Source organism: Pseudomonas soli (assembly GCF_900110655.1).
In the GTDB taxonomy this organism is placed as follows: Bacteria; Pseudomonadota; Gammaproteobacteria; order Pseudomonadales; family Pseudomonadaceae; genus Aquipseudomonas; species Aquipseudomonas soli.
This window is the reverse complement of sequence record NZ_FOEQ01000013.1, coordinates 1-23,974: the sequence shown is the minus strand read 5'-3', so window position 1 is coordinate 23,974 and position 23,974 is coordinate 1. Positions and strand designations below refer to the sequence as shown.

Below are 23,974 nucleotides of genomic sequence, written 5' to 3'. Positions count from 1 at the left end.
GTCCGTTTTGTCACTTTGACTGACCGGCCCGCGGTGCTTCACTGGGTTATCCAGGCATGAACGGATCCAGGAGGCCCACGATGAACCTGCACCAGTTCGCGGAAACCCACGAAGTCACCAACCAGCCGCCGTCCCTCGACGGTGCCAACCTCTACCGCCTCGACCAGCCCTTGCAGGAGTGGTCGCGGCGCTTCGGTGCCGGCTGGGCCGAGTCGCGGATCGACGCCTACGGCGCCCTGGCCGGTGGCCCGCTGATGGCGGCGGGTTTCCTGGCCAATGCCCACAAGCCCGAGTTCAGCAGCCATGACCGCTATGGTCACCGCATCGACCTGGTGGAATTCCATCCCGCGTATCACCAGTTGATGCGTACTGCCGTCGAGCATGGCCTGCCCTCGTTGCCGTGGGCGGAGCCACGAGACGGTGCCCACGTGGCCCGGGCCTCGATGACCTATCTGCACAGCCAGGCCGAAGCCGGTACCGGCTGCCCGCTGACCATGACCTTCGCCGCCGTGCCGGCCCTGCGCCTGCAGCCCGAGCTGGCTGGCTACTGGCTGCCCAAGGTCCTTGCCCGCGAGTACGACCCGCGCAATGTCGGCGACCGGCACAAGGCCGGCGTCACGATCGGCATGGCCATGACCGAGAAGCAGGGCGGTACCGATGTGCGCGCCAACACCACCCGCGCTTACCCGGTCGGCGCGCCCGGGCCGGGCCAGCCCTATGAACTGGTGGGGCACAAATGGTTCTGCTCGGCGCCGATGTGCGATGCCTTCCTTACCCTGGCGCAGACCGACAAGGGCCTGAGCTGCTTCCTGTTGCCGCGCCACCGCCCTGACGACAACCGCAACCAGTTCTATATCCAGCGCCTGAAGAACAAGCTCGGCAACTGTTCCAACGCATCCAGCGAAGTGGAGTTCCGTGGCGCCCTGGCCTGGATGGTGGGCGAGGAGGGGCGCGGCGTGCCGACCATCATCGAGATGGTGGCCATGACCCGCTTCGATTGCATGGTCGGCTCCAGCGCCTTGATGCGCCAGGCCTTGACCCAGGCCGCGCATCATTGCGCCCATCGCAAGGTCGGTGGGCGCGTGCTGGCCGAACAGCCCTTGATGCAGAACGTGCTCGCCGACCTGGCCCTGGAAAGCGAGGCCGCATTGGCCCTGAGCCTGCGCATGGGCCAGGCGCTTGATCGGCTCGACGACCCGCAGCAGGCACATTTCGCCCGCCTGGTGACAGCCGTGGGCAAGTACTGGATCTGCAAGCGCGCCCCCGGGATGATCAACGAGGCCGCCGAGTGCCTGGGCGGCGCCGGCTACGTCGAGGACAGCATCCTCCCGCGGCTGTACCGCGAGGCGCCGGTCAACTCGACCTGGGAGGGCTCGGGCAATGTGCAGTGTCTGGACGTGCTGCGCGCCTTGTCGAAGGAGCCAGGTGTACTGGAGGCACTTTTCACTGAGCTCGGGGATGGTCATGGCGACCCACGCCTGGCGGCGTTCATCGGCAACCTCAAGGGCGCCTTCGCCGATACCGGCGATATCCAGTACCGCGCCCGGCAACTGACCGAGGACATCGCCGTGGCGTTGCAGGCCAAGCTGTTGCTGGAGGCGGGCAACGCCACGGTGAGCGATGCGTTCATTGGCAGCCGGCTGGGCGCTGGCGGGCGGGTGTATGGTGCGTTGCCGCGCGGGGTGGATGCTGCGGCGTTGGTGGCCAGGGCCACGCCGGCGTGGACTGGGTAACGCCATCGCGGGGGTGTTTTTACCCTGCAACGCAGGCAAGATGGTGGTCATGCATTCCATAAGACAGGAAGCCCAGCGTGAGCCAAGCGTTTGTAGTCGTTGATACCCCCGAACAGGCCGTCGACCGTCTGGCGGCCTTGCATGAACAGGCCACCGGTGCCCTGAGCCAGGCCCTCAAGCGCTACCTGAAAGACCGCACCGAGCCCGGTGACGAAGAACGCGCGCTGTTTCGCTACCCGGCCCTGCGCCTCATCTATTCCAGCCAGGGCGAAGTCGCCGCGACCACCCGCGCTTACGCCAAGGTCCAGGTGGATGGTACCTACAGCGTCACCGTCACCCAGCCCGCGGCGTTCCGTGGCTACCTGCTCGAACAGCTGCGCCCCTTGATGCACGACTACACCGTGACCGTGGAAGTTGGTGTCAGCGAACAGAACATCCCTTACCCCTACGTGGTAGACCAGGGCGATGAGCTGGCGGGCAGCGGCATCACCGCGGCCCAGCTGGCACGCGTTTTCCCCAGCACCGACCTGTCGGCGGCCACCGACAACACCGCCGATGGCCTGTACGACTGGGAAAGCGCCGAGACCCTGCCGCTGGCGCTGTTCGACGCCGCCCGCGTGGACTTCTCCCTGCGCCGCCTGGTGCACTACACCGGCAGCGACTGGCGGCACATGCAGCCATGGATCCTGCTGACCAACTACCACCGCTACGTCGACCAGTTCATCGCCCATGGCCTTGAGCAACTGCGCGAGGATCCACGCTTCGTGCGCATGGTCCTGCCGGGCAACGTGGTCATCGAGAAGGGCATGGACAACGGCGAGGCCCAGGCGCTGGTTGCCAGCGTGGTCTGGCACCGCTACCAGATGCCGGCCTACCACCTGATCGCCGCCGACGGCGATGGCGTGACCCTGGTCAACATCGGCGTCGGCCCGTCCAACGCCAAGAACATCACCGACCACCTGGCGGTGCTGCGTCCGCACTGCTGGCTGATGATTGGTCACTGCGGCGGCCTGCGCCAGTCGCAGACCATCGGCGACTATGTGCTGGCCCACGCCTACATGCGCCGCGACGGCATCCTCGACCGGGTTGTGCCGCCGAACATCCCGATCCCGGCCCTGGCCGAGGTGCAGCTGGCGTTGCAGGAGGCGGCGGCGCAGGTCACTGGTGAGCGTGGCGAGCAGCTCAAGAAGCGCCTGCGCACCGGCACCGTGCTCACCTACGACGACCGTAACTGGGAGCTGCGCTGGGCCCAGGAGCGCCCGCTTATCAACCTGTCCCGTGCCGTGGCGGTAGACATGGAAAGCGGCACCATCGCTGCCCAGGGCTACCGACTGCGCGTTCCCTACGGCACCTTGCTGTGTGTCTCCGACAAGCCGCTGCACAGCGAGATCAAGCTACCGGGGTCGGCCAACGCCTTCTACAACCGCGCGGTCAGCCAGCACCTGAAGATCGGCATCGCCGCCCTCGACCTGCTGCGCACCGAGCTCAACTCGCTGCACTCGCGTAAACTGCGCAGCTTCGATGAGCCGCCGTTCCGCTGAGGATCCATGCCCCTGCCACCCCGTAGCAACCCGCGTCGCCCTGCGGCGCGACCCACCGGCCCGCGTCGCCAGCCCAAGGCGCCGCCGGCCGAGCCGCGCCTGATCCTGTTCAACAAACCGTTCGATGTGCTCACCCAGTTCAGCGACGGAGAAGGGCGCGCCACGCTCAAGGATTTCATCGACATTCCCGGCATCTACCCGGCCGGGCGCCTGGACCGCGACAGCGAAGGCCTGCTGCTGCTGACCAACGACGGGCGCCTGCAGGCGCGGATCGCCGACCCCAAGCACAAGCTGGCCAAGACCTACTGGGTGCAGGTGGAGGGCGAGCCGAGCGAGGAGCAGCTACAGCGCCTGCGCGAGGGCGTCGAACTCAACGACGGGCCCACGCTACCGGCGCAGGCACGCCTGCTCGAGGAACCCGAGCTGTGGCCGCGCAATCCGCCGGTCCGCTTTCGCAAGAGCGTGCCGACTGCCTGGCTGGAGCTGGTGATCCGTGAAGGGCGCAACCGCCAGGTGCGGCGGATGACGGCGGCGGTGGGGCTGCCGACCTTGCGTCTGGTGCGGGTGCGTATCGGTGACTGGACGATCGAAGGGCTGCAGCAGGGATGTTGGCGGGAAGTGGCGGCGAAGCTGTAGTCGCCGCCCAGGGTGGGGTTGTCAGACCCCTTCCAGGAACCCCACCACCACGCTCTTGATGATGAACGCCAGCACGCCAAGGCCCAGCACGAAGAACAGGATCAGCGTGCCGAAGCGGCCAGCCTTGGACTTCTTCGCCAGGTCCCAGACGATGAAGCCCATGAAGGCGATCAGCACGGTGACGAGGATGATCATCATCCATTCTTCGAATACGGCGGGATCCATCGGTTTACTCCAGGCAAGCACAAAGCCCGATCATACGCCGGGCGCGCAGGGATTCAACGCAGGTGGGTCAATGGCAGCTCAGTGCTGGCCAGTACCTGGTTGAGCACGAAGCTGGAGCGCACACTGGTCACCCCTTCGATACGAGTCAGGCTGCCCAGCAGCAGTTTCTGGTAATGATCCATGTCCGGCACCACCACCTTGAGCTGGTAGTCGGCGTCCATTCCGGTAACCAGGCTGCATTCGAGGACCTGGGGCAGGCTGCGGATCGCCGCCTCGAAGGTTTCGAAACGTTCGGGGGTGTGCCGGTCCATGCCAATCAGCACATAGGCCGTAAGGCTCAGGCCGAGTTTCTTGCGATCCAGCAGCGCTACCTGGCGCGAGATATAACCGTCGTCTTCGAGCTGCTTGACCCGACGTGAGCAGGGTGACGGCGACAAGCCGATGCGTTCGGCCAGTTCCTGGTTGGAGATGCGCGCATCGCGCTGCAATTCGGCGAGGATGCTCAGGTCGTAGCGGTCGAGCTTGCTCATGAAAAGGGCCTTTTCTGTTCAGATTGCGGCGAATTATCGATCCTGAGTGAAAAATTGCGCAAGCCCTATTTAACAGAGCAATCTTCGCAATCCTCTGCCCCGGCGTCTGCCCTATCTTTATCAACAGAATCACTGCCCGGACATCAGTCCACGGCGACGCGCCCTAGGCGGGCGGTCGCGGCCAGCGATCCAACAGGATCCGCCAGGCCCCCGGGCTACGCACTGTCCAGAAGACGGCGCGAGGTGAGCCGGTGCCACAAGTGCCGAGCACGGACGACAATTCCCGAAGGGAGGCCGCAAGGCCTCCCTTTTTTATTGTGCTGAAGATTGCACAGGCCTGGCCTGGCGGCGACTCGCCACGGCGAGCGCCGCCAGCAGCACCAGCAAGCCGCCGATCACGGCAATCATGAAGCCGCTGCGCGCTGTCGTGGCGTCCACCCATTGGCCGGCACCTGCCGCGCCGATGGCCACGCCGACATTCAACCCGGCGAGCAGCCAGGTCAGGCCCTCGGTCAGCTGGCGCTCTGGCACGCTGCGCTCGACCAGGGCCATGGCCACGATCATGGTCGGGGCGAAGAACACCCCGGCCATTAACACTGCCGCCGCGAGCTGGGCGATATTGCCGACCAGGAGCAGCGGCAGGGTGCTGAGGGTGGTAGCCAGCGCGCCGACCAGCAACTGACGGGGCAGCGACATCCGCCAGCGCAGGGTGCCGAACAGCAGCCCGGAAACGCAGGAGCCCACGGCATAGGCCGACAATACCAGGCTGGCGGCAGCCGGTTGCCCTTGTTCGCTGGCGAAGGCGACGCTGACGATGTCCACGGTGCCGACGATCATGCCCATTGCCGCCATCAGCAGCGTCAGCTGAGGCACCCCGTCGCATCGCCAGGCCGGCAGGTCACGTCTGGACGAGGTTTCGGCAGGGGCCACCGGTGGTTCGCTGCCGGTCTGCAGGGTCAACGCCAGGGTACCCAGCAGCAGTAACGCGGCAGCCGCCAGCAACCCGGTCTGGGGCCACAGCGCCACGCTGAGCCCGACGGCCAGCGGTGGGCCAGCAATGAAGCTGGCTTCATCGAGTACGGTTTCCAGCGAGTAGGCAGTCTGCAGTTGCGGCTGGCCACGGTACAGATGGGTCCAGCGCGCCCGGACCATAGCCGACATGCTCGGCATGCAGCCGGCCAGCAGGGCGGCGACGAACAGCAGCCAGTCGGCGCTACGCCACCAGGCGCAGGCAGCCATCAGCAGCAGCCCGAGCACGCTCAGCAGGCTGGCCCGCGGCAGCACGCGGCGCTGGCCCAGGCGATCCACCAGGCGTGATACCTGTGGCGACAACAGGGCATAGGTAAGCACGAAGCAGGCCGACACCGCCCCGGCCAAGGCATAGCTGCCGCGCCATTGCGCCACCAGCGTAATGATGCCGATACCGGTCATGGGCAACGGCAGGCGGGCCAGCAGGCCGGCCAAGGTGAACCCGAGGGTGCCGGTCGGGACGAACAAGTGTGCATAAGGGTTGGGCATGTCGCTTCCTCCGTGAGACGGCCCGCTTGCTGGCGGCAAGGCAGGACGTGGATAATACGTACAGTGCGTATGATTAAATATTCATACGAGTTGAATGTAAATATTCATACGGATTGTACGTAAAGGAGAGGCCATGGTTCGTCGCACCCGCGCCGAGATGGAAGAAACCCGCGCCGCCTTGCTGGCAATGGCCCGCCAGGTCTTCAGCGAACAAGGTTACGCACAGGCGTCCATGGATGACCTGACCGCTCGCGCCGGGCTTACCCGTGGCGCGCTCTACCACCATTTCGGCGACAAGCAGGGCCTGCTGGCGGCCGTGGTGGCACAGATCGATGGTGAGATGGATGCACGTCTGCTGGCCATCTCCGCATCCTGCGATGACCCCTGGCAAGGCTTCTGCCAGCGTTGCGAGGCCTACCTGCGCATGGCCCGCGAGCCGGAAATCCAGCGCATTGTCCTGCGTGATGCGCGCGCCGTCCTGGGTGCGGCCTCGCCTGAGGCGCAGCAGCATTGCATCGCATCACTGCAGCGGATGCTCAGCGGGCTGGTCCAGCAAAGTGTGGTTGCCGAGGCCGATCCCTGGGCGTTGGCGGCCCTGGTACATGGCAGCCTGTCGGAGGCGGCGGTCTGGATCGCCCAGGTGGAGGACGGCGATTCCCGCCTCGGCCAGGCTCTGGTTGCCCTGGAATTAATTCTGCGTGGCCTGCTGGCGCGCTAGGCTGTCGGCTATTTCATCTGCCGGTCGCGGTCTGCGCAGTAGACTGCGAACGGTAAAGGCGAGCGTTTTCATCGAGAGGAACAACATGAGTTCGCGCATCTGGCGGTTGGCAGGCGTTGGTTTGCTGGGCCTGGGCATCAGCCTGGGCGCCATGGCCGAGGGCCCCGGAGACGGGCATGACGGTCATGGCGGCCAGCAGGAGCAGGGCGGTGGTGAACGGCGCGGATCACCGCTCAATTCACGGGACGAAGTGCGCCAGACGCAACCGCCGCGCCAGGGCTACTACCAGGACATTCCCCGGCGTTACGGTGACAACCGTCACTGGGAGGCGGGAGGTCCGGGTCAGCGCCCCGGCGGCGATTGGTCGGGACGGCCCGATGGTCATGGCAATGGCTGGGGGCCAGGACCGCAGTATCACCCAGGGCACACCGTCGATCGCTTCCCGGACCGCTACTGGAAGGTGCCTTATCGTGGGCAGGACTACTTCTACTCGGGCGGGTATTGGTACCGGCCCCATGGCGGCGGCTACGTGGTGGTCACGCCGCCTTACGGTGTGCGGGTCGGCTATCTGCCGCCCTATGCCCGCGAGGTGTGGTTGAGCGGTGCGTTGTTCTTCCTGGTGGCCGACACCTACTACCAGTACCTCGCCGACAGCCGCGAGTACGTGGTGGTCAACCCGCCCAGCGTTGCGCCTGCACCGCAGCAGCAGGGCAGTGGCTATGATGTGATCGCCTACCCGATGTACGGCCAGGGGCCGGAGCAGCAGGAGCAGGACCGCTACCAGTGCCACCGCTGGGCGGTGAGCCAGTCGGGGTTCGATCCGGCGACGGCGACCTATGCGCCGCCGGCCAATGTGGCGGACAACTATAGGCGGGCATTGGGGGCCTGCCTGAGCGGCCGCGGCTACAGCGTCAATTGACAAGTCAGTTGCGATAGCCGGCTACACCGGGTCGGCATGAACCATCACATCGGCCCGCGGATAGTGTTGGCGAATGACCTGAGATGCCTGCACGCACAATTCATGGGCGGCGTGCAGCGGCATTTCGCCGGGCAACTCAAGATGCAGCTGCACAAACCACTGGTTGCCTGACACCCGTGTGCGCAGGTCGTGTACGCCCTTCACGCCTGGTATCGCCAGCACTATTTCATGCATGCGCTCGCCGACATCGGCCGGCAGTTCCTTGTCCATCAGGATTGCCGTGCTTTCGCGAGCGATATGCAGCGCGCTCCACAGGATATACAAGGCGATCCCGAGGCCGAACAGGGCATCGAGCTGCGGCCAGCCGAAGCGGGCCAGCAGCAGCGCCAGGAGGATGCTGGCGTTGAGCAGCAGGTCCGAGCGGTAATGCAGCGAGTCGGCTCGCACGGCCGTGGAGCCAGTCGCCCGGATGACTTTGCGCTGGAATGCCAGCAACGCGAAAGTGAGCACCAGCGACAGCAGCATCACGGCGATACCGGCAGCGGTATCGCCCAAAGGCTCTGGCGACGACAACCGATCAACCGCCTGGACCCCGATCAGAACCGCGCTGACCCCGATGAACAGCGCCTGGGCCATGCCGGCCAGGGCTTCGGCCTTGCCATGTCCGAAGCGGTGGTCGTCGTCGGCGGGGCGCAGAGCGTAGTGAACGGCCAGCAGGTTAAGGAACGAGGCGGCGGCATCCAGCGCCGAATCGGTCAGCCCGGCCAGCAGGCTGACCGAGCCGCTCAGCCACCAGGCCACGGCCTTGCTCAGCACCAGGATGCAGGCAACGCTCAGCGACGCACGGGTGGCCAGGCGCAGCAGGCGTTGGTGTTCGGCGTTGGCGGTCATGCGCTATGAATCGTCCGTGGTCAGATCAGGCGGCGGGCACCAGGCCGTAGCTGGCCAGTTGTTCGACACTGCCACGGTGCTGGATCAGCCGTGGGTCGTTCAGCGGCAGGCGCTGGCCCAGTTCGCTCTCCAGGATAGCCTGCAACTTGGTCCTGTCGACGTGGCCATCTGCATTGATCGCCGGCTTGAGCTTGGCCGGGTCGACCTGAGCGCTCTTGCCGCCAGGGTAGTAGATGGCACCGGTGGCAAAATCGATGCCGAAGGCGATCAGGCCGGGGAGCACGTAGAAGAGAATACCTATGGCATCCATGGCCGCCACCACAGGGTCGATCTTGCCTTCGATCTGGCCGCGACGGTCAGGGTAGAACAGGGTGCCGCAGGCCGTCAGCTGGGTCAGCAAGGTGGCGATGAGGGTGCCACCGATGACGCGGGAGGGGATGCGCATGTGAATCTCCGAAAGGTAACGACGATCAAGGGCGCGGCAATCGCCGGCGCCTGAGGTTAAGACCATGATAGGGCAGCCTCGGTTCGCCGTTATACTCGGACGATTGTTCGAGGACCACCATGATTTCATTACCGATCGATGCCGTACTGTCCGACCTGCGCCAGGCCCTGGCCGAACGTGACGAAGCGGTGCTCGAGGCGCCACCCGGCGCCGGCAAGACCACCCGCGTACCACTGGCGCTGCTCGACGAACCCTGGCTGGCCGGGCAGACCATCCTCATGCTCGAGCCCCGGCGCCTGGCCGCCCGCGCCGCTGCCGAACGCCTGGCCAGCGAGCTGGGCGAGAAGGTCGGCGAAACCGTGGGTTATCGCATCCGCCTCGACAGCAAGATCGGCCCGAACACGCGCATCGAAGTGGTCACCGAAGGCATCCTCACCCGCCGCCTGCAAAGCGATCCTGCGCTTGAAGGCGTGGGCCTGGTGATCTTCGACGAGTTCCACGAGCGCAGCCTGGATGCCGACCTGGCCCTGGCCCTGAGCCTCAACGGCCGGGCGCTGCTGCGTGACGAGCCGCCGCTGAAGATTCTGCTCATGTCGGCGACCTTGGAGGGTGAGCGCCTGTCGCGCCTGCTCGACGATGCACCGATCATCAGCAGTCAGGGGCGCATGCACCCGGTGGATATTCGCTGGAGCCGGCCGTTCCAGCCTGGCGAGTTCGTCGAGCCGCGCGTGGTCGACTGCGTGCTCCAGGCCCTGGCCGACGAATCCGGCAGCCTGTTGGTGTTCCTCCCCGGGCAGGCCGAGATCCGCCGCGTGCACCAGGCTCTGCAGGAGGCCGTGGGCGAGCGTCCGCAGATCCTGCTCTGCCCGCTGCACGGCGAGCTTGAGCTGAGTGCCCAGCGCGCCGCCATCGAGCCGGCGCCCAAGGGCCAGCGCAAGGTGGTGCTAGCCACCAACATCGCCGAGACCAGCCTGACCATTGAAGGTGTGCGCGTGGTGATCGACGCAGGGCTTGCGCGGGTGCAACGCTTCGACCCCGGTAGCGGCATGACCCGCCTGGACACCCAGCGCATCTCCCGGGCCAGCGCCACCCAGCGCGCCGGTCGGGCCGGGCGCCTCGAGCCTGGCGTGTGCTATCGGCTGTGGTCCGAGGCGCAACACGACCAGTTGGCGGCCCATGGCAGCGCCGAGATCCTCCAGGCCGACCTGGCCGGGCTCGCCCTGCAGCTGGCGCGCTGGGGCGTACCACCGGAGCAGCTCAGCTGGCTCGACCAGCCACCTACGGCCGCCTATGGCCAAGCCCTGGACCTGCTGACCCGACTCGGCGCCTTCAAGCCAGGTTGCCGCGACGTTCTGAGCGCCCATGGCCAAGCCATGGCCGAGCTGCCTGCGCATCCACGCATCGCCCATTTGCTGCTGCGCGGTCAGGATCTCGGGTTGGCCGACCTGGCGTGCGATGTCGCAGCGTTGCTGGGCGAGCGCGACATCCTGCGTGGCGGTGGTGCTGACCTGCATAGCCGGCTGGCTTTGCTCAGCGGTGAAAGCCGCGCCGCGCGAGGTGGGCAGGGCGGTGTGCAGCGTGCGCGGCAGCTGGCCCGGCAATACCGCGGCCAGCTGCGTGGCAAACCGCGCAACCCGGTCGCCGACCCCGACCATCCACGCTGGCTGGGCGCGGTGCTGGCGCTGGCCTACCCCGACCGGGTGGCGCAACAGCGCCGCGAAGGCGGCGGCGAATACCGCCTGGCCAATGGCCGGGCGGCACTGTTCGCCGAAGCCGATGTGCTGATGAAGAGCCCGTGGCTGGTGATTGCCGATCTGGGCAGCCGGCAGGGGCAGCGCGAGGAACGTATCTACCTGGGTGCAGAGTTCGACCCGGTATTGTTCGACGCAGTGCTGGCCGAGCAGGTCGAGCAAATCGACCTGCTCGACTGGGACGAACGCGAGCAGGTGTTGCGCGCCGAGCGCCAGCGCAAGGTCGGCGAGCTGGTCCTCAGCCGTGAACCGTTGCCTGGGCTGGACGACGAGGCGCGGGCCAAGGCGTTGCTCGGCCTGGTTCGGCGCAAAGGCTTGAACCTGCTGGCCTGGACCCCGGAACTGCGCCAGTGGCAGGCCCGCGTCGCGCTGCTGCGTCAGCTGGATCTGGAAAAGGACGGCCACAGCGAGTGGCCCGATCTGGGCGATGACGCCTTGCTGGCCAGCCTGGAATACTGGCTGCAACCCTACCTGGGCAAGGTGTCGCGGCTGAGCCATTTCTCTAACCTGGACCTGGCCTCGATCCTGCGCAACCTGCTGCCCTGGCCGCTGCCCCAGCGCCTGGACGAGCTCGCACCGTCGCACCTGGCCGTGCCTTCGGGCTCAAGCATACGCCTGGACTACAGTGAGCAACCACCGATCCTGGCCGTGCGCCTGCAGGAGCTGTTCGGCCTGGCCGATACTCCACGCATCGCCAATGGGCGGCAGCAGGTCAAGCTGCACCTGCTGTCGCCAGCACGTCGGCCTGTGCAAGTGACCCAGGACCTGGCCAACTTCTGGCGCACCACCTACGCCGAGGTGAAGAAGGACCTGAAAGGGCGTTATCCCAAGCATTACTGGCCGGACGACCCGCTGGTGGCGCAAGCCACGGCCAGGGCCAAGCCGAGGAAACCCTGAACGCGCGCGATCAGTTGGCTGCGCCCGCCTCACTCTCCAGCAGCATGAACAACCTGTACAGCACCACGGTGCTGAACAGCTGCAGGAAGCCGCTGAGGCTGTCCAAAGCCAGTTGCACACCGGCCTGCGGTTCGGGGAACAGCTGCAGCAGCAGGCCGTCAATCAGCCACAGCGGCGCCAGCACCGAGAGCATGCACACCATGATGCGCAGGAAGTGCCCGGTGGTCATGCGCGCGCTGGTGCGCATCGCCTCGATCACCGGCAGGCCGCGCAGCACCAGCAGGTACTCGGCGAACACCAGGTTCACCATGATCCACACGCCGGGGAAGATGAACAGCGCCAGGCCGGCCATGATCAGCAGCGAGCTGATCACGATCAGCAGGGCCAGCATCGGCCACAGCTGCAGGGCGCGGGCGAACAGGTCGCGCTTGGCGGTGTCCTGGCCATTGCTGCGGGTGTCGAGGTAGAGGATCAGCGCGGCGCTGTACAGCGGATAGAACAGCAGGCTGACCAGCATGCCGTAGGCAGGCGAGGCCTGTTCGCCGAGATGGTTGTAGAGCAACTGGGTGCCGAGGGCCTCAAGTACCACCAACGGCAGGCACAGCTGGAGGATGCTCGTCAGGTGACGGCGGAAGAAGTACAGGGAGTCGCGCAGAACGCTCAACGGATTCATCGGTCAACATCGCATGGCGGAAAAAGCAGGGCGTAACTTTAGCCCAGACCGCCCGCTTGCTGAAAAAAGTTTCATGGCCGGGGCAATTGAATCACCGCGCCCGGCCCCCCATCTTTGACGCTGTCCGATGCCCTGTTCAGCGCACGAGGTTGCCCCGATGAACACTGAAGAACAAACCCTGATCGATGGCCTGTTCGGCCGTCTCAAGCACGCCGAAGACCCGGCCCAGCCGCGCGATGCCCAGGCCCAGGCACGCATCGAGGAGCACCTGCGCCAGCAGCCGGCGGCGCCGTACTACATGGCCCAGGCGATCCTGGTGCAGGAAGCGGCGATCAAGCGCCTGGACGAACAGAACAAGCAGCTCGAGGCCGAGCTCAAGCAAGTGCGGGCGCAACTGGAGGCAAGTCGCCCCAGTGGCAGCGGCGGCGGTTTTCTTTCCAGCATCTTCGGCGCCGGAGCGCGCAGCCCGGAGCCGCAGCGGCCGGTGGCACCGGCTTCGAGTTCCTCAGGAGGCTGGCGTGAGCCATCGCCACAGGCTTATTCCCCGCCGCAACCACAACAGGGTTTCGGTGCGGCGCCTGCTCCGGCGCGCAGCGGTGCCAGCAGCTTCCTCGGCGGGGCAATGCAGACTGCTGCGGGGGTGGCTGGTGGCGTGCTGCTGGCTCAAGGTATCAGCAGCCTGTTCAACCACAACTCGCAGCCTGAAGAAATCGTCGAGGTGATCAAGGAAGAGCCGGCGCCGGCCAGCGATGCTGGAGGCTGGAACGATCAGGACAGTCAGCGCCAGGTGGCCGACAACGGTGGCTGGGGCAATGACCAGGGCGGGTTCGCCGATACCGACTACAGCGGCGGCGACGATGGCGGCTTCTTCTCGGACGACGACTACGTCTGAGGGCTCTGGCATACTGCAGCGTCTGATTGCGGGGCAAGTCCGCTCCTGCCGAAGCGTGGGGGCGGGCATGCCCCGCGATTGTCTGCCACCGCCAGAGAGAGGCTCCCGGTGAAGAAAATCGCGCTGTTCGCCGATGTACAGAACCTCTACTACACGGTTCGCCAAGGCCATGGCTGCCATTTCAACTACGCCGCGCTGTGGGCCGACGTCAGCCGCGAGGGCCAGATCGTCGAAGCGGTGGCCTATGCCATCGACCGCGGCGACAGCAAGCAGCAGCAGTTCCAGCAGATCCTGCGCAACCTCGGTTTTGAGGTGCGCCTCAAGCCGTTCATCCAGCGTGCCGACGGTTCGGCCAAGGGCGACTGGGACGTTGGCATCACCCTCGATGTGATCGAGGCGGCAGCTCGGGTCGACCAGGTAGTGCTGGCCTCCGGCGACGGTGATTTCGACCTGTTGCTGGAGCGGGCAATGCAACGCCATGGCGTGGAAACCGTCGTGTACGGCGTGCCGGGGTTGACGGCGTTGTCGGTAATCCGCGCCGCAAGCCGCTACGTGCCGATCGAGGGCAGGCTGCTGCTGCGTCACTGAACCCAGGCTCAGGTTTTTTTGCCGTTGCCCCCCAGATGCCCCAGCGGCACCCTTCGTGCCACCGCGCTGGACAGGATGATCGAGGTCTTGGTGAAGCCCAGCTGCGACACGCGGTTGATCAGCGCCTCCAACTCGCCCATGGACGTGACGGCCGCTTGCATGATCACGCACGGGTCACCGGTCACTCGGTGGCACTCGGTGAGTTCAGGGATCTTCTCCAAGGCCTCGTAGGCCTGCTGGTTGCCATGGCTGGCCAGGCGCAGTTCCATCACGCACTGGATCGGCAGGCCGATTTTTTCCAGGTCGACCTTGGCCGTGTAGCCGCTGATAACACCGCTGGCCTCCAGCTTGGCCACCCGCTCGGCCACCGCCGGGGCGGAGAGATTGACCTGGCGCGCCAGCTGCGCGTAGGTGGCCCGGCCGTTTTCCAGCAGCGCGGCGAGAAGCATGCGATCGTACTTGTCCATGGCGATTCCAGGTGACCTTGCAATCGACGGTGAAGCGTCTGCATAACCGTGTATTGCAAAGTGTTTTGGTGTTTTAAACGTGTTTTGTAACTTAAGTTTGCGCGAGGGCCTTTCTAAACTAATCCACCCGTAAACGGATTTCGAGCCCTGCCATGTCCACCGCCCGCCGCTTCCCGCTGTTGCTCATCGGAGCCTTCCTTGCCTTGTACCTGGTGTGGGGCTCGACCTACCTGTTCATTCGTATCGGCGTGGAGTCCTGGCCGCCGATGCTGATGGCCGGGGTGCGTTTCGTGATTGCCGGCAGCCTGCTGTATGGCTTCCTGCGCTGGCGTGGCGCGCCGGCGCCGACCTGGCCGCAGTGGCGCGCCGCCGGCGCCATCGGCTTTCTCCTGCTCAGTTGCGGCAACGGTGGCGTGACCCTGGCCGAGCATGCCGGAGTCGCCTCGGGCGTGGCGGCGCTGGCGGTAGCCACGGTGCCGCTGTTCACCCTGGTGTTCGGGCTGTTCTTCGGCCATCGCAACTCGCGCCTGGAATGGGCGGGGATTGTTTTGGGGCTGGTCGGCATCGGCATGCTCAACCTGGGCTCGAACCTGCAGGCCAGCCCCATGGGCGCGGCGCTGATCCTGTTCGCCGCGGCGGCCTGGGCCTTCGGCTCGGTGTGGAGCAAGAGCCTGCCGCTGCCCCAGGGCGCCATGGCCAGTGCCGCGGAAATGCTGGTGGGCGGCGCCGCCTTGCTGATCGGCAGTGCCGTGAGCGGCGAGCGCCTGACCGAGATGCCCACGGCGGCCGGTTGGGGGGCGCTGGCCTACCTGGTGTTCTTCGGCTCGATCCTGGCGTTCAGTTCCTACATGTACCTGCTCAAGCACGTGCGTCCGGCGGCTGCGACCAGCTACGCCTACGTCAACCCGGCGGTGGCGGTGCTGTTGGGGATCGTTTTCGCCGGCGAGCAGATCGGCGCCGAGGAGTGCGTGGCCATGGCGGTGATCATTGGCGCGGTGGTGCTGATCGGCCTGCCGCAATGGCGCAAGGCGCCGCAGCAGCCGGTGCCGCTGAAAGGCGAAATGTGCAAGTAGGGCAGGGCGTTGCGGTAAACTTGCCGCCTTCGCTGAACCCCCTGACGGTATTGCCATGAATTTCGCCCAACTCGGCCTGATCGAACCGCTGCTGCGCACCTTGCAGACGCTGGACTACACCACGCCCACCCCGATCCAGGCCAAGGCCATCCCCGCCGTGCTCGCTGGCCGTGACCTGATGGCCGCCGCCCAGACCGGCACCGGCAAGACCGCCGGCTTCGCCCTGCCGGTGCTGCAGCGCCTGGCCCTGGAAGGGGAGAAGGTCGCCAGCAACTCGATCCGCGCGCTGGTGCTGGTGCCGACTCGCGAGCTGGCGGAGCAGGTGCACAACAACGTGCGCGAGTATGCCGAAAACCTGCCGTTGAGCACCTACGCGGTGTATGGCGGGGTCAGCATCAACCCGCAGATGATGCGCCTGCGTCGTGGCGTTGACCTGCTGGTGGCGACCCCAGGCCGCTTGCTCGACCTCTTCCGCCAAAACGCGGTGAAGTTCAATCAGGTGCAGACCCTGGTGCTCGACGAAGCCGATCGCATGCTCGACCTGGGCTTTGCCGAGGAGCTGCAATCGGTGTACGCGGCGTTGCCGCGCAAGCGCCAGACACTGTTGTTCTCCGCCACCTTCTCCGAGCAGATCCGCCTGCTCGCGGGCCTGGCGCTGAACGATCCGCTGAGCATCGAAGTGAGCCCGCGCAACGCCGCCGCGACTACGGTCAAGCAGTGGCTGGTGCCTGTGGATAAAAAGCGCAAGGCCGATCTTTTCATCCATCTGATGCGCAAGCAGCGCTGGAAGCAGGTGCTGGTGTTCGCCAAGACTCGCAACGGTGTCGATCAACTGGTCGAGCGCCTGTTGGCCGAGGGCGTGAATGCCGACGGCATCCACGGCGACCGTCCGCAGGCCACCCGCCAGCGTGCCCTGGACAGCTTCAAGGCCCGTGAGATCCAGGTACTGGTGGCCACCGATGTGGCCGCTCGCGGCCTGGACATCGACGACCTGCCGCTGGTGGTCAACCTCGACCTGCCAATCGTCGCCGAAGACTACGTGCACCGCATCGGCCGTACCGGCCGCGCGGGGAACAAGGGCGAGGCGATTTCGCTGGTGTGCGCCGACGAGGTGCAATTGCTGGCCACGATCGAGACCCTGATCCGCCAGGTGTTGCCACGGCACGAGGAGCCGGATTTCATCCCCGATCACCGGGTGCCGGTGACCGATGCCAGTGGCCAGGTGCTGAAGAAACCGAAGAAGCCCAAGAAGCCGAAGGAGAACAGCGCCAAGCGCGGCCTGGGGCGCTGGATGGACAGCGAGGGCGCGGGGGCTGCGGCACCGGCGGTCAAGGCGGTGCGCAAGGTGCCGGCGTTCGGTGGCAAGCCGCGCAAGCCCAAGCCTTGAGATCCTCGGGGCTGCGTAGCAGCCCCGGCATTCATCAGGTCAGGCGCGTCAGCCAATCAGCCGCCGCATTTCCCGCCCGCAACCCACTAGCGAAGCACGCCGTCAGCAGGTACCCACCCGTCGGCGCTTCCCAATCCAGCATCTCCCCCGCGCAGAACACCCCGGGCAGGTTGCGCACCATCAGTCCGTCGTCCAACCCTTCGAACCGTACCCCGCCGGCGCTGCTGATCGCCTCGTCCAGCGGCCGGGTCCGCACCAGCACGATCGGCAGCGCCTTGATCGCCGCCGCCAGGCACCCGGGGTCGGCAAAGGTCGCCTGGTCGGTCAGTTCGCGCAGCAACGCCGCTTTCACCCCGTCGATGCCGAGCTGACCGTGCAGATGCTTGGCCATCGAGCGCGATCCACGCGGCTTGGCCAGGGCTTGGGCAATCTTCTCCACAGGCCGGTCCGGCAGCAGGTCCAGCAGCAGGGTTGCTCGACCGTCGCGGTTGATCGCCTCGCGCAGCGCCGCCGACCAGGCATACACCAGGCTGCCCTCCACTCCCTGGGCGGTGAGGATGAACTCGCCCTTGCGCGGTGCGGCGCCGGGGACGCTCAAGGCAATGTTCTTCAGCGGGGCACCGGCGAACTTGTCCTTGAGCAGCGTGCTCCAGCCTTCGACTTCGAAGCCGCAATTGCTCGGTTGCAGCGCTGAGATATCCACACCCCGCTCGACCAGCAGCGGCACCCAGGCGCCGTCCGAACCCAGGCGCGCCCAACTACCGCCACCCAGCGCCAGCACCACGGCGTCTGCCTGCACGTGTCGTTCGCCCTGTGGATAACTGATCCGCAAGGCACCAGCGTCGGTCCAGCCCAGCCAACGGTGGCGGGTGTGGATAACCACCCCGGCCTCGCGCAGGCGCTTGAGCCAGGCACGCAGCAGCGGCGCGGCCTTCATGTCGCGGGGAAATACGCGACCCGAGGTGCCGACGAAGGTTTCGATGCCCAGGCTGTGAATCCACTGGCGCAGGGCATCGGCGTCGAAGTCGTGCAGCAGCGTGTCGATCTCGCCGTGGCGTTTACCGTAGCGGCCGACGAAGGCCGGGTAGGGCTCGGAATGGGTGATGTTCATGCCACCGACACCGGCCAGCAGGAACTTGCGGCCCACCGAAGGCATGGCGTCGAACACTTCAACCGCCATCCCGCGCCTGGCCAGGGCTTCGGCGGCCATCAGGCCAGCAGGGCCGCCACCGATCACGGCGACAAGGGGGCGGGAGGCGGGGCGAGGATCGTTCATGGCGGGCGGCAGGCTGTGGAAAAGAGCGCGCATTCTACCCCAGCGGGACGGCTCGCGGCACTGCTCAAAAAACAACCAACTCTTTGCAGCTCAGGCAGTTAAAGGGCTGGAGCGGCTTTCTCGCAGGTTATCCACAGGTGGTTCCACAGTCATTGTGCACAACCGAGCACCCGCGCCGCGCTGTGGTGGAGGATGCCGTGGCGCCGGGCCAGGGCCTGGCGGTCCTTGCTGTAGCCGCCACCGATCACCCCTACCACCGGGATGTCGCGGCCCAGGCATTGGCGCAGCACATGCTCGTCGCGGGCAGCGAGGCCTGCGTCGGTCAGTTGCAGGTAGCCCAGGGCGTCGTCCTTGTGCACATCGACGCCGGCGTCATACAGCACCAGGTCTGGCTGGTACAACGGCAGCAGGTAGTTCAGCGCATCCTCGACCACCTTGAGGTATGCGCTGTCGTGCATGCCGCGGGGCAGGGGGATATCCCAGTCGCTCTGGGCCTTGCGCGCCGGGAAGTTCTGCTCGCAGTGCAGGGACACGGTGATCGCCTCCGGCGTGTCGTGGAGAATGCGCGCCGTACCGTCGCCCTGGTGCACGTCGCAGTCGAAGATCAGCACCCGGTGTACGCGTCCGGCTTCCAGCAGGTAACGGCTGATCACTGCCAGGTCGTTGAAGATGCAGAAGCCGGCCGGGTGATCGTAGTGGGCATGATGGGTGCCGCCGGCCAGGTGGCAGGCGATGCCATGCTGCAGCGCTTGCTCGGCGGCCAGCAGTGAACCACCTACTGCACGCACGGTGCGTCGGGCCAGGGCTTCGCTCCAGGGCAGGCCCAGGCGGCGCTGGTCCTCGCGGGACAGTTCGCCGTTCATGTAGCGCTCGATGTAGGCGCGGTCATGGGCCAGGGCGAGGATCTCGTTGGGGCAGATTTCAGGGCGCAGCAGGGCCGCGTCGGTGGTCAGGCCGCTGTCTACCAGGTGATCGCGCAGCAGGCGGAACTTGTCCATCGGGAAGCGATGGTCCGGCGGGAATTCGGGGCTGTAGTCGTCGTGGTAGATCAGCGGCAGGGGCATGGTGTCGGCGCGTTGGGGGCGAACACCGATCTTGCCAGTATTGGTGGCGCCGGCGCCAACGCAATCGCGGGGCAAGCCCGCTCCCACGCAGCTGCGGTCATCTTGTGGCGCTCATTGGCCTGCCGATGCCAGCACCCTTTGCCAGTCTGGCTCGTTCATCCGCCCCAGAATCCGCGCCTTGCCATTGCCATCCACCGACACGAACAGCGCACTGGCGTAGCCGCTTTCACGCTCACCGCCCGGCACATGCTGCTGGCGGGCGAAGTGATCGATGCAACCATTGTGGGTCACCAGTATCAGGTTGTGCCCGGGCCGCTTGCGGGCCATGGCCTCGGCGGGGAAAGGACGGTCGCAGCGCTCCAGCCAGTCTTCGCTGGAGACGGCCTGGCCAAGGATGAAATGCGCGGTCTGGCGGGTTCGCAGCTTTGGGCTACTGAGCAGATCGGCACCGCTCAGCCCCAGTTGCCGCAGGCCCTGGCCGACCCGCTGCGCCGCCTGGCTGCCGGCCACGGTGATGCCGGTCGCATCGTCCAGGCAGGGGCCTGGGGCACTGTCACAGCGTTCGGCGTGGCGGATCATCACGATCACCGCGCCGTCCTTCCAGTCCTGCAGCAGGCCGCTTTCGCTCAGTTGTTGCTCGTTGCCAAGATTCACGATGTGCGTCCTCGTCGCTAGCCAGGTGCTGGCCCCGGCCAGTGCCAGGAGCAGGCCGAAGGCGGCGCCGAGCGCGGTGCGAGAACGGCGGCGTTCGGGGCGGGCCAGCAGGGCCGGGTTGTGCAGGGTGTTGCTGGGGTGCATGCGTCACTCCGATGGCAGTGCGGCGTCGACAAAGGCCGCGGTAGTGTCCGGCATTGTGCAAAGAGGCCTGTCGGGGGGCGGTGAAGCCGATGTGAAAAAAGCATCGGCTGGCCGATGTGCGCGGCCTACGCTGTACACTGGCAGACTGTGATTTCGGAGCCGCGCCGATGACCCCCATCCTCGAACTGGAAAGCCCGCGCCTGGTGCTGCGCCAATGGCAGGACGACGACCTGCGCGAGTTCGCCGCCTTGTGCGCCGACCCACAGGTGATGCGTTATTTCCCCGCACCGATGACCCGGGTCGAGGCAGCCGCGCTGATCGGCCGGGTGCGCGGTCATTTCAACGAATACGGTTTCGGCCTCTGGGCCCTGGAGCGCAAGGACAGCGGCGCCTTCATCGGCATGACCGGCCTGCTCAACGTCAATTTTGACGCGCCCTTCGGCCCGGCGGTGGAAATTGGCTGGCGCCTTGCCCGCCGGCATTGGGGGCTGGGCTTCGCCAGCGAGGCCGCCTGGGCCTGCCTGCGCTGTGCCTTCGCCCAGCTGCATCTGGACGAGGTGGTGTCGTTCACCACCGAGGGCAATTTGCCGTCGCAGAAGGTGATGCAGGCCATCGGCATGGTCCAGGACCTCGAGGCCAGCTTCGAGCACCCGCGCCTGCCACCGGGCGATCCGCTGCGCCCTCATGTGCTCTACCGCATCGACCGCGCCCGCTGGCAACAGAACCTGCGCGGCTGAATAGGTGGCCATTCGTACGGCGGGACTACAGACAAACCCTGTATCATTTGCCGCCATAACAGCGCCGTATTGCCTTGCCAGGAGAACCCCATGAGCCACGTACTCGACGATCTGGTCGACTTGCTGAGCCTCGAGTCCATCGAGGAGAACCTGTTCCGCGGACGCAGCCAGGACCTGGGCTTCCGCCAGCTGTACGGCGGCCAGGTGCTCGGCCAGTCGTTGTCGGCGGCCAGCCAGACGGTCGAGGACGCGCGCCATGTGCATTCGCTGCATGGCTACTTCCTGCGCCCGGGTGACGCCAGCATGCCGGTGGTGTACTCGGTGGACCGCGTGCGTGACGGCGGCAGTTTCAGCACCCGGCGGGTCACGGCGATCCAGAAGGGCCAGCCGATCTTCACCTGCAGCGCTTCGTTCCAGTACGACGAGGAAGGCTTCGAGCACCAGGCGCCGATGCCCGACGTGGTCGGCCCGGAGAACCTGCCCAGCGAGGTCGAGCTGGCCAGTGCCATGGCTGAAAGGCTGCCCGAGCGCATCCGCGAGAAGGTGCTGTGCGCCAAGCCCATCGAGATCCGCCCGGTCACCGAGCGCGACCCGTTCAATCCCAAGCCCGGCGATCCGGTCAAGTACGCCTGGTTCCGTGCCGACGGCAACCTTCCGGACATTCCGGCGCTGCACAAGTACCTGCTGGCGTACGCCTCGGACTTCGGCCTGCTGACCACGGCCTTGCTGCCCCATGGCAAGTCGGTGTGGCAGAAGGACATGCAGATCGCCAGCCTCGACCACTCGCTGTGGTTCCACCGTGACCTGCGCGCCGACGACTGGCTGCTGTACGCCACCGACAGCCCCTGGGCCGGCAACGCCCGTGGCTTCTGCCGGGGCAGCATCTTCAACCGCGCCGGGCAACTGGTGGCCTCGTCGACCCAGGAAGGCCTGATCCGCCATCGCAAGGACTGGGCATGAGCCTGGGCGACATCCGCCACTGGGTGTTCGACATGGACGGCACCCTCACGGTCGCCGTGCATGACTTCGCGGCCATCCGCGAAGCGCTCGATATCCCGTCCGAGCACGACATCCTCACCCACCTGGCAGCCTTGCCGGCAGCGGAGGCGGTGGCCAAGCATGCCTGGCTGCTGGAGCATGAGCGCGACCTGGCGATAGCCTCCAAGGCCGCCGACGGCGCCGTGGAGCTGGTGCGCGAACTGGCCCGACGCGATTGCCGGCTGGCCATTCTCACGCGCAATGCCCGCGAGCTTGCCCACGTGACCCTCGAGGCCATCGGCCTGGCTGACTGCTTCCCGGTCGAACTTATCCTCGGTCGCGACGAGGCGGCACCCAAGCCCAGCCCGGATGGGTTGTTGCAGATCGCCCGGGCCTGGGGTGTAAGCCCCGGTGCAATGGTGATGGTCGGTGACTACCGCTTCGACCTCGACTGCGGGCGGGCCGCAGGCACCCGCACCGTGCTGGTCAACTTGCCGGACAATCCCTGGCCGCAGCTGGCCGACTGGCACGCGGCAGATTGCCGGGCGTTGAGGGCGTTGCTCGGCTGACGGCCCTGTCGCGGGGCAAGCCCGCTCCCCGTGCCTACCATCGTGGGAGCGGGCTTGCCCCCGCGATCCTCCAGACCTGTCTAAGCTGCACTGCACCTTTTCCCACGATGGAGACCCACCCCATGAGCACCAAGGCTCTCTACGTCCTGCCCGGCGGCGGCTACGACAAGGTCCAGGTCGGCACCTGCGAAACCGCCGCGCCCGCAGCCGGCGAGATCACCGTGCGCCTGCACGCCAGCTCCCTCAACTACCACGACTTCGCCGTGGTCAGTGGCATGTGGGGGCCGAGCGAGCGGCGCATCCCGATGGCCGACGGCGCCGGTGAAGTGCTCGCGGTGGGGGCTGGGGTCAGTGAGTTCCAGGTTGGCGATGCCGTGGTCAGCACGTTCTTCCCCGACTGGCTCGGCGGCCAGGCCCAGGTCGAGGGCTTCGCCAGCGTGCCGGGGGATGGCATCGACGGCTACGCCCGCGAACAGGTAACCGCCCGGGCTACCTCCTTCACCCTTGCGCCCAACGGCTACAGCCATGCCGAGTCGGCGACGCTGACCACCGCCGGCCTCACCGCCTGGCGCGCGTTGATGAGCGACGACCACCTCAAGCCCGGTGACAGCGTGCTGGTGCAGGGCACCGGTGGCGTGTCGATCTTCGCCCTGCAGTTCGCCAAGCTGGCCGGCGCCACGGTGATTGCCACCTCGTCCAGCGATGCCAAGCTCGAGCGCCTCAAGGCACTGGGCGCGGATCACCTGATCAACTATAAGGCCACGCCTGCCTGGGGCGAAAAGGTCCGTGAACTCACCGGCGGCCGTGGCGTGGACCATGTGATCGAAGTCGGCGGCCCGGCCACCCTGGAGCAGTCGATGATCGCGGCGCGTATCGGTGGCCACGTATCGTTGATCGGCATTCTCACCGGCGTGGCCGGGCAGTTGCCGTTGGTGCAGGCGCTGGTGCGGCAGATTCGCCTGCAGGGCGTGCTGGTGGGCAGCCGCGCCCAGCAGCAGGCGATGGTCCGCGCCATCGACGCCAACGGCCTACGGCCGGTGGTGGACAAGCATTTCGAACTGGAGCAGATGGTCGATGCGTTCCGGTACCAGGAGAGCAACCGGCATTTCGGCAAGATCTGCCTGACCTGGTAAGGCAGGCACTGCTTTTTGGTGTTCACGCCAGTCAAGCCGGTTTCCACTGGCGCAGCATGGTTCGAAGGCTGCGCCCGCTCTGTGGGAGCGGGCTTGCCCCGCGATGAGGCCCGCTCAGGTGTGGGACAGCGACGGAAACATCAACACCTGTGCATCAAGGCTAGTTCGCGACGCACCCCAGACGAACAGCGCATCATCGTTATCCACAGCCCGTGTCGCAAAGCCTTCGCTGTGCCGCGGCGCAAACCCCAGCACTACTTCCCGCGTCATTAGTGTGACCCGCTCGACGTTGAGTTCGCCGCCTAGGTGCGGGTCGTCGTGGTAGTGTTCCACAAGTTCAAGAGTCGAGTCGTTGAGCAAGACCGCCCTGGAATTCACTTAAACCTGTAAAGTAAGTGTTAACAGTAGCCGCTGTTAAAAAATGTCGTGAAAAACTGTAGGGGGTATGACTCACCCACATGGGTTACAAATCAGTTCACGCACATAGGTAACAGTCTTTAACTGGCAGGGTCGGTTTTCGAGGATCTGACCATGC

Annotated in this window: 24 protein-coding genes; 14 read left to right on the top strand and 10 right to left on the bottom strand. The window is 66.2% G+C overall.

Annotated elements, in window-relative coordinates; translation table 11 throughout:
* Positions 1 to 80 precede the first annotated feature (80 nt).
* The 3 genes from BMY03_RS22075 to BMY03_RS22065 all read left to right on the top strand — a co-directional run bounded on the left by BMY03_RS22075 (position 81) and on the right by BMY03_RS22065 (position 3,910).
* Positions 81 to 1,733 (top strand): acyl-CoA dehydrogenase family protein, encoded by a 1,653-nt coding sequence (locus BMY03_RS22075; RefSeq protein WP_094012280.1) that lies wholly within the window; start codon positions 81 to 83, stop codon positions 1,731 to 1,733.
* 77 nt (positions 1,734 to 1,810) lie between these two features.
* Positions 1,811 to 3,274: an AMP nucleosidase gene (gene amn, locus BMY03_RS22070; protein WP_023632409.1), complete on the top strand. Its 1,464-nt coding sequence runs from the start codon at positions 1,811 to 1,813 to the stop codon at positions 3,272 to 3,274.
* A 6-nt stretch (positions 3,275 to 3,280) separates the two neighbouring features.
* Positions 3,281 to 3,910: a pseudouridine synthase gene (locus BMY03_RS22065; RefSeq protein WP_094012279.1), complete on the top strand. Its 630-nt coding sequence runs from the start codon at positions 3,281 to 3,283 to the stop codon at positions 3,908 to 3,910.
* A 21-nt stretch (positions 3,911 to 3,931) separates the two neighbouring features.
* On the opposite strand, the gene BMY03_RS22060 is transcribed toward BMY03_RS22065, so the two are convergent.
* From BMY03_RS22060 to BMY03_RS22050, 3 genes are all read right to left on the bottom strand, one after another.
* Positions 3,932 to 4,135 carry a DUF2788 domain-containing protein gene (locus BMY03_RS22060; RefSeq protein ID WP_023631482.1) on the bottom strand — a complete coding sequence of 68 codons (204 nt, stop codon included), beginning with the start codon at positions 4,133 to 4,135 and terminating at the stop codon, positions 3,932 to 3,934.
* 53 nt (positions 4,136 to 4,188) lie between these two features.
* A complete protein-coding gene (locus BMY03_RS22055; protein ID WP_011535815.1) occupies positions 4,189 to 4,665 on the bottom strand; it encodes an Lrp/AsnC family transcriptional regulator in 477 nt (158 codons plus the stop codon).
* Between the two features lie 312 nt (positions 4,666 to 4,977).
* On the bottom strand, positions 4,978 to 6,183 hold the full coding sequence (locus BMY03_RS22050; protein ID WP_094012278.1) for an MFS transporter: 1,206 nt from the start codon (positions 6,181 to 6,183) through the stop codon (positions 4,978 to 4,980).
* Positions 6,184 to 6,316: 133 nt separating this feature from the next.
* Here BMY03_RS22050 and BMY03_RS22045 point away from each other — a divergent pair, with 133 nt between their 5' ends.
* On the top strand, positions 6,317 to 6,901 hold the full coding sequence (locus BMY03_RS22045; RefSeq protein WP_094012277.1) for a TetR/AcrR family transcriptional regulator: 585 nt from the start codon (positions 6,317 to 6,319) through the stop codon (positions 6,899 to 6,901).
* Between the two features lie 85 nt (positions 6,902 to 6,986).
* Entirely contained in the window at positions 6,987 to 7,820 is an 834-nt protein-coding gene (locus BMY03_RS22040; RefSeq protein WP_046857260.1) for a DUF6515 family protein, read from the top strand.
* 21 nt (positions 7,821 to 7,841) lie between these two features.
* Here BMY03_RS22040 and BMY03_RS22035 read toward each other — a convergent pair whose 3' ends face one another.
* The gene (locus BMY03_RS22035) at positions 7,842 to 8,711 is read right to left on the bottom strand and encodes a cation diffusion facilitator family transporter (protein ID WP_023631923.1); all 870 of its coding nucleotides are present in this window, start codon (positions 8,709 to 8,711) and stop codon (positions 7,842 to 7,844) included.
* Between the two features lie 25 nt (positions 8,712 to 8,736).
* Positions 8,737 to 9,156, bottom strand: a complete 420-nt coding sequence (locus BMY03_RS22030) for a polyribonucleotide nucleotidyltransferase (RefSeq protein ID WP_094012276.1) — start codon at positions 9,154 to 9,156, stop codon at positions 8,737 to 8,739.
* A 119-nt stretch (positions 9,157 to 9,275) separates the two neighbouring features.
* Between BMY03_RS22030 and hrpB the strand changes: the two genes are divergently transcribed.
* Positions 9,276 to 11,804 carry an ATP-dependent helicase HrpB gene (hrpB, locus tag BMY03_RS22025; protein WP_094012275.1) on the top strand — a complete coding sequence of 843 codons (2,529 nt, stop codon included), beginning with the start codon at positions 9,276 to 9,278 and terminating at the stop codon, positions 11,802 to 11,804.
* A 10-nt stretch (positions 11,805 to 11,814) separates the two neighbouring features.
* Here hrpB and BMY03_RS22020 read toward each other — a convergent pair whose 3' ends face one another.
* On the bottom strand, positions 11,815 to 12,477 hold the full coding sequence (locus tag BMY03_RS22020; protein ID WP_023631418.1) for a YciC family protein: 663 nt from the start codon (positions 12,475 to 12,477) through the stop codon (positions 11,815 to 11,817).
* A 157-nt stretch (positions 12,478 to 12,634) separates the two neighbouring features.
* Between BMY03_RS22020 and BMY03_RS22015 the strand changes: the two genes are divergently transcribed.
* Together BMY03_RS22015 and BMY03_RS22010 are read left to right on the top strand one after the other, a co-directional pair.
* Positions 12,635 to 13,369, top strand: a complete 735-nt coding sequence (locus BMY03_RS22015; RefSeq protein WP_094012274.1) for a DUF2076 domain-containing protein — start codon at positions 12,635 to 12,637, stop codon at positions 13,367 to 13,369.
* 108 nt (positions 13,370 to 13,477) lie between these two features.
* Complete coding sequence (locus tag BMY03_RS22010; RefSeq protein ID WP_023631362.1) at positions 13,478 to 13,957, top strand: NYN domain-containing protein; 480 nt, start codon at positions 13,478 to 13,480, stop codon at positions 13,955 to 13,957.
* Positions 13,958 to 13,965: 8 nt separating this feature from the next.
* Here BMY03_RS22010 and BMY03_RS22005 read toward each other — a convergent pair whose 3' ends face one another.
* Positions 13,966 to 14,424 carry an Lrp/AsnC family transcriptional regulator gene (locus tag BMY03_RS22005; RefSeq protein WP_023631363.1) on the bottom strand — a complete coding sequence of 153 codons (459 nt, stop codon included), beginning with the start codon at positions 14,422 to 14,424 and terminating at the stop codon, positions 13,966 to 13,968.
* A gap of 152 nt (positions 14,425 to 14,576) precedes the next feature.
* Between BMY03_RS22005 and yedA the strand changes: the two genes are divergently transcribed.
* Together yedA and rhlE1 are read left to right on the top strand one after the other, a co-directional pair.
* Positions 14,577 to 15,497: a drug/metabolite exporter YedA gene (gene yedA, locus BMY03_RS22000; protein ID WP_038707293.1), complete on the top strand. Its 921-nt coding sequence runs from the start codon at positions 14,577 to 14,579 to the stop codon at positions 15,495 to 15,497.
* Positions 15,498 to 15,552: 55 nt separating this feature from the next.
* Positions 15,553 to 16,884 carry an RNA helicase RhlE1 gene (gene rhlE1 / locus BMY03_RS21995; RefSeq protein WP_038707294.1) on the top strand — a complete coding sequence of 444 codons (1,332 nt, stop codon included), beginning with the start codon at positions 15,553 to 15,555 and terminating at the stop codon, positions 16,882 to 16,884.
* 34 nt (positions 16,885 to 16,918) lie between these two features.
* On the opposite strand, the gene BMY03_RS21990 is transcribed toward rhlE1, so the two are convergent.
* From BMY03_RS21990 to pmrG, 3 genes are all read right to left on the bottom strand, one after another.
* The gene (locus BMY03_RS21990) at positions 16,919 to 18,160 is read right to left on the bottom strand and encodes a TIGR03862 family flavoprotein (RefSeq protein ID WP_038707295.1); all 1,242 of its coding nucleotides are present in this window, start codon (positions 18,158 to 18,160) and stop codon (positions 16,919 to 16,921) included.
* 149 nt (positions 18,161 to 18,309) lie between these two features.
* A complete protein-coding gene (locus BMY03_RS21985; RefSeq protein WP_094012325.1) occupies positions 18,310 to 19,224 on the bottom strand; it encodes a histone deacetylase family protein in 915 nt (304 codons plus the stop codon).
* Positions 19,225 to 19,335: 111 nt separating this feature from the next.
* Positions 19,336 to 20,022, bottom strand: coding sequence for a lipopolysaccharide core heptose(II)-phosphate phosphatase PmrG (pmrG, locus tag BMY03_RS21980; RefSeq protein ID WP_094012273.1), 687 nt, complete (start codon positions 20,020 to 20,022; stop codon positions 19,336 to 19,338).
* 167 nt (positions 20,023 to 20,189) lie between these two features.
* Between pmrG and BMY03_RS21975 the strand changes: the two genes are divergently transcribed.
* The 4 genes from BMY03_RS21975 (at position 20,190) to BMY03_RS21960 (ending at position 23,439) form a co-directional block, all read left to right on the top strand.
* The gene (locus tag BMY03_RS21975; RefSeq protein ID WP_023632344.1) at positions 20,190 to 20,759 is read left to right on the top strand and encodes a GNAT family N-acetyltransferase; all 570 of its coding nucleotides are present in this window, start codon (positions 20,190 to 20,192) and stop codon (positions 20,757 to 20,759) included.
* Positions 20,760 to 20,849: 90 nt separating this feature from the next.
* Entirely contained in the window at positions 20,850 to 21,719 is an 870-nt protein-coding gene (gene tesB / locus BMY03_RS21970) for an acyl-CoA thioesterase II (RefSeq protein ID WP_023632343.1), read from the top strand.
* A complete protein-coding gene (locus BMY03_RS21965) occupies positions 21,716 to 22,306 on the top strand; it encodes an HAD family hydrolase (RefSeq protein ID WP_094012272.1) in 591 nt (196 codons plus the stop codon). The genes tesB and BMY03_RS21965 overlap by 4 nt, the downstream gene beginning before the upstream one ends.
* 122 nt (positions 22,307 to 22,428) lie before the next feature.
* Positions 22,429 to 23,439 (top strand): zinc-dependent alcohol dehydrogenase family protein, encoded by a 1,011-nt coding sequence (locus BMY03_RS21960; RefSeq protein WP_094012271.1) that lies wholly within the window; start codon positions 22,429 to 22,431, stop codon positions 23,437 to 23,439.
* Positions 23,440 to 23,974 lie beyond the last annotated feature (535 nt).

Excerpts from the sequence above, each read along its gene's own strand:
- BMY03_RS22045 (WP_094012277.1), top strand. The coding sequence starts at position 6,317 with ATGGTTCGTCGCACCCGCGCCGAGATGGAAGAAACCCGCGCCGCCTTG.
- BMY03_RS21965 (WP_094012272.1), top strand. The coding sequence starts at position 21,716 with ATGAGCCTGGGCGACATCCGCCACTGGGTGTTCGACATGGACGGCACC.
- BMY03_RS22075 (WP_094012280.1), top strand. The coding sequence starts at position 81 with ATGAACCTGCACCAGTTCGCGGAAACCCACGAAGTCACCAACCAGCCG.
- pmrG (WP_094012273.1), bottom strand. The coding sequence starts at position 20,022 with ATGCACCCCAGCAACACCCTGCACAACCCGGCCCTGCTGGCCCGCCCC.
- BMY03_RS22050 (WP_094012278.1), bottom strand. The coding sequence starts at position 6,183 with ATGCCCAACCCTTATGCACACTTGTTCGTCCCGACCGGCACCCTCGGG.
- yedA (WP_038707293.1), top strand. The coding sequence starts at position 14,577 with ATGTCCACCGCCCGCCGCTTCCCGCTGTTGCTCATCGGAGCCTTCCTT.
- BMY03_RS22030 (WP_094012276.1), bottom strand. The coding sequence starts at position 9,156 with ATGCGCATCCCCTCCCGCGTCATCGGTGGCACCCTCATCGCCACCTTG.
- hrpB (WP_094012275.1), top strand. The coding sequence starts at position 9,276 with ATGATTTCATTACCGATCGATGCCGTACTGTCCGACCTGCGCCAGGCC.
- BMY03_RS22040 (WP_046857260.1), top strand. The coding sequence starts at position 6,987 with ATGAGTTCGCGCATCTGGCGGTTGGCAGGCGTTGGTTTGCTGGGCCTG.
- BMY03_RS22055 (WP_011535815.1), bottom strand. The coding sequence starts at position 4,665 with ATGAGCAAGCTCGACCGCTACGACCTGAGCATCCTCGCCGAATTGCAG.
- rhlE1 (WP_038707294.1), top strand. The coding sequence starts at position 15,553 with ATGAATTTCGCCCAACTCGGCCTGATCGAACCGCTGCTGCGCACCTTG.
- BMY03_RS22065 (WP_094012279.1), top strand. The coding sequence starts at position 3,281 with ATGCCCCTGCCACCCCGTAGCAACCCGCGTCGCCCTGCGGCGCGACCC.
- BMY03_RS22020 (WP_023631418.1), bottom strand. The coding sequence starts at position 12,477 with ATGAATCCGTTGAGCGTTCTGCGCGACTCCCTGTACTTCTTCCGCCGT.
- BMY03_RS22060 (WP_023631482.1), bottom strand. The coding sequence starts at position 4,135 with ATGGATCCCGCCGTATTCGAAGAATGGATGATGATCATCCTCGTCACC.
- tesB (WP_023632343.1), top strand. The coding sequence starts at position 20,850 with ATGAGCCACGTACTCGACGATCTGGTCGACTTGCTGAGCCTCGAGTCC.
- BMY03_RS22005 (WP_023631363.1), bottom strand. The coding sequence starts at position 14,424 with ATGGACAAGTACGATCGCATGCTTCTCGCCGCGCTGCTGGAAAACGGC.
- BMY03_RS21975 (WP_023632344.1), top strand. The coding sequence starts at position 20,190 with ATGACCCCCATCCTCGAACTGGAAAGCCCGCGCCTGGTGCTGCGCCAA.
- BMY03_RS21960 (WP_094012271.1), top strand. The coding sequence starts at position 22,429 with ATGAGCACCAAGGCTCTCTACGTCCTGCCCGGCGGCGGCTACGACAAG.
- BMY03_RS21985 (WP_094012325.1), bottom strand. The coding sequence starts at position 19,224 with ATGCCCCTGCCGCTGATCTACCACGACGACTACAGCCCCGAATTCCCG.
- BMY03_RS22015 (WP_094012274.1), top strand. The coding sequence starts at position 12,635 with ATGAACACTGAAGAACAAACCCTGATCGATGGCCTGTTCGGCCGTCTC.
- BMY03_RS21990 (WP_038707295.1), bottom strand. The coding sequence starts at position 18,160 with ATGAACGATCCTCGCCCCGCCTCCCGCCCCCTTGTCGCCGTGATCGGT.
- BMY03_RS22035 (WP_023631923.1), bottom strand. The coding sequence starts at position 8,711 with ATGACCGCCAACGCCGAACACCAACGCCTGCTGCGCCTGGCCACCCGT.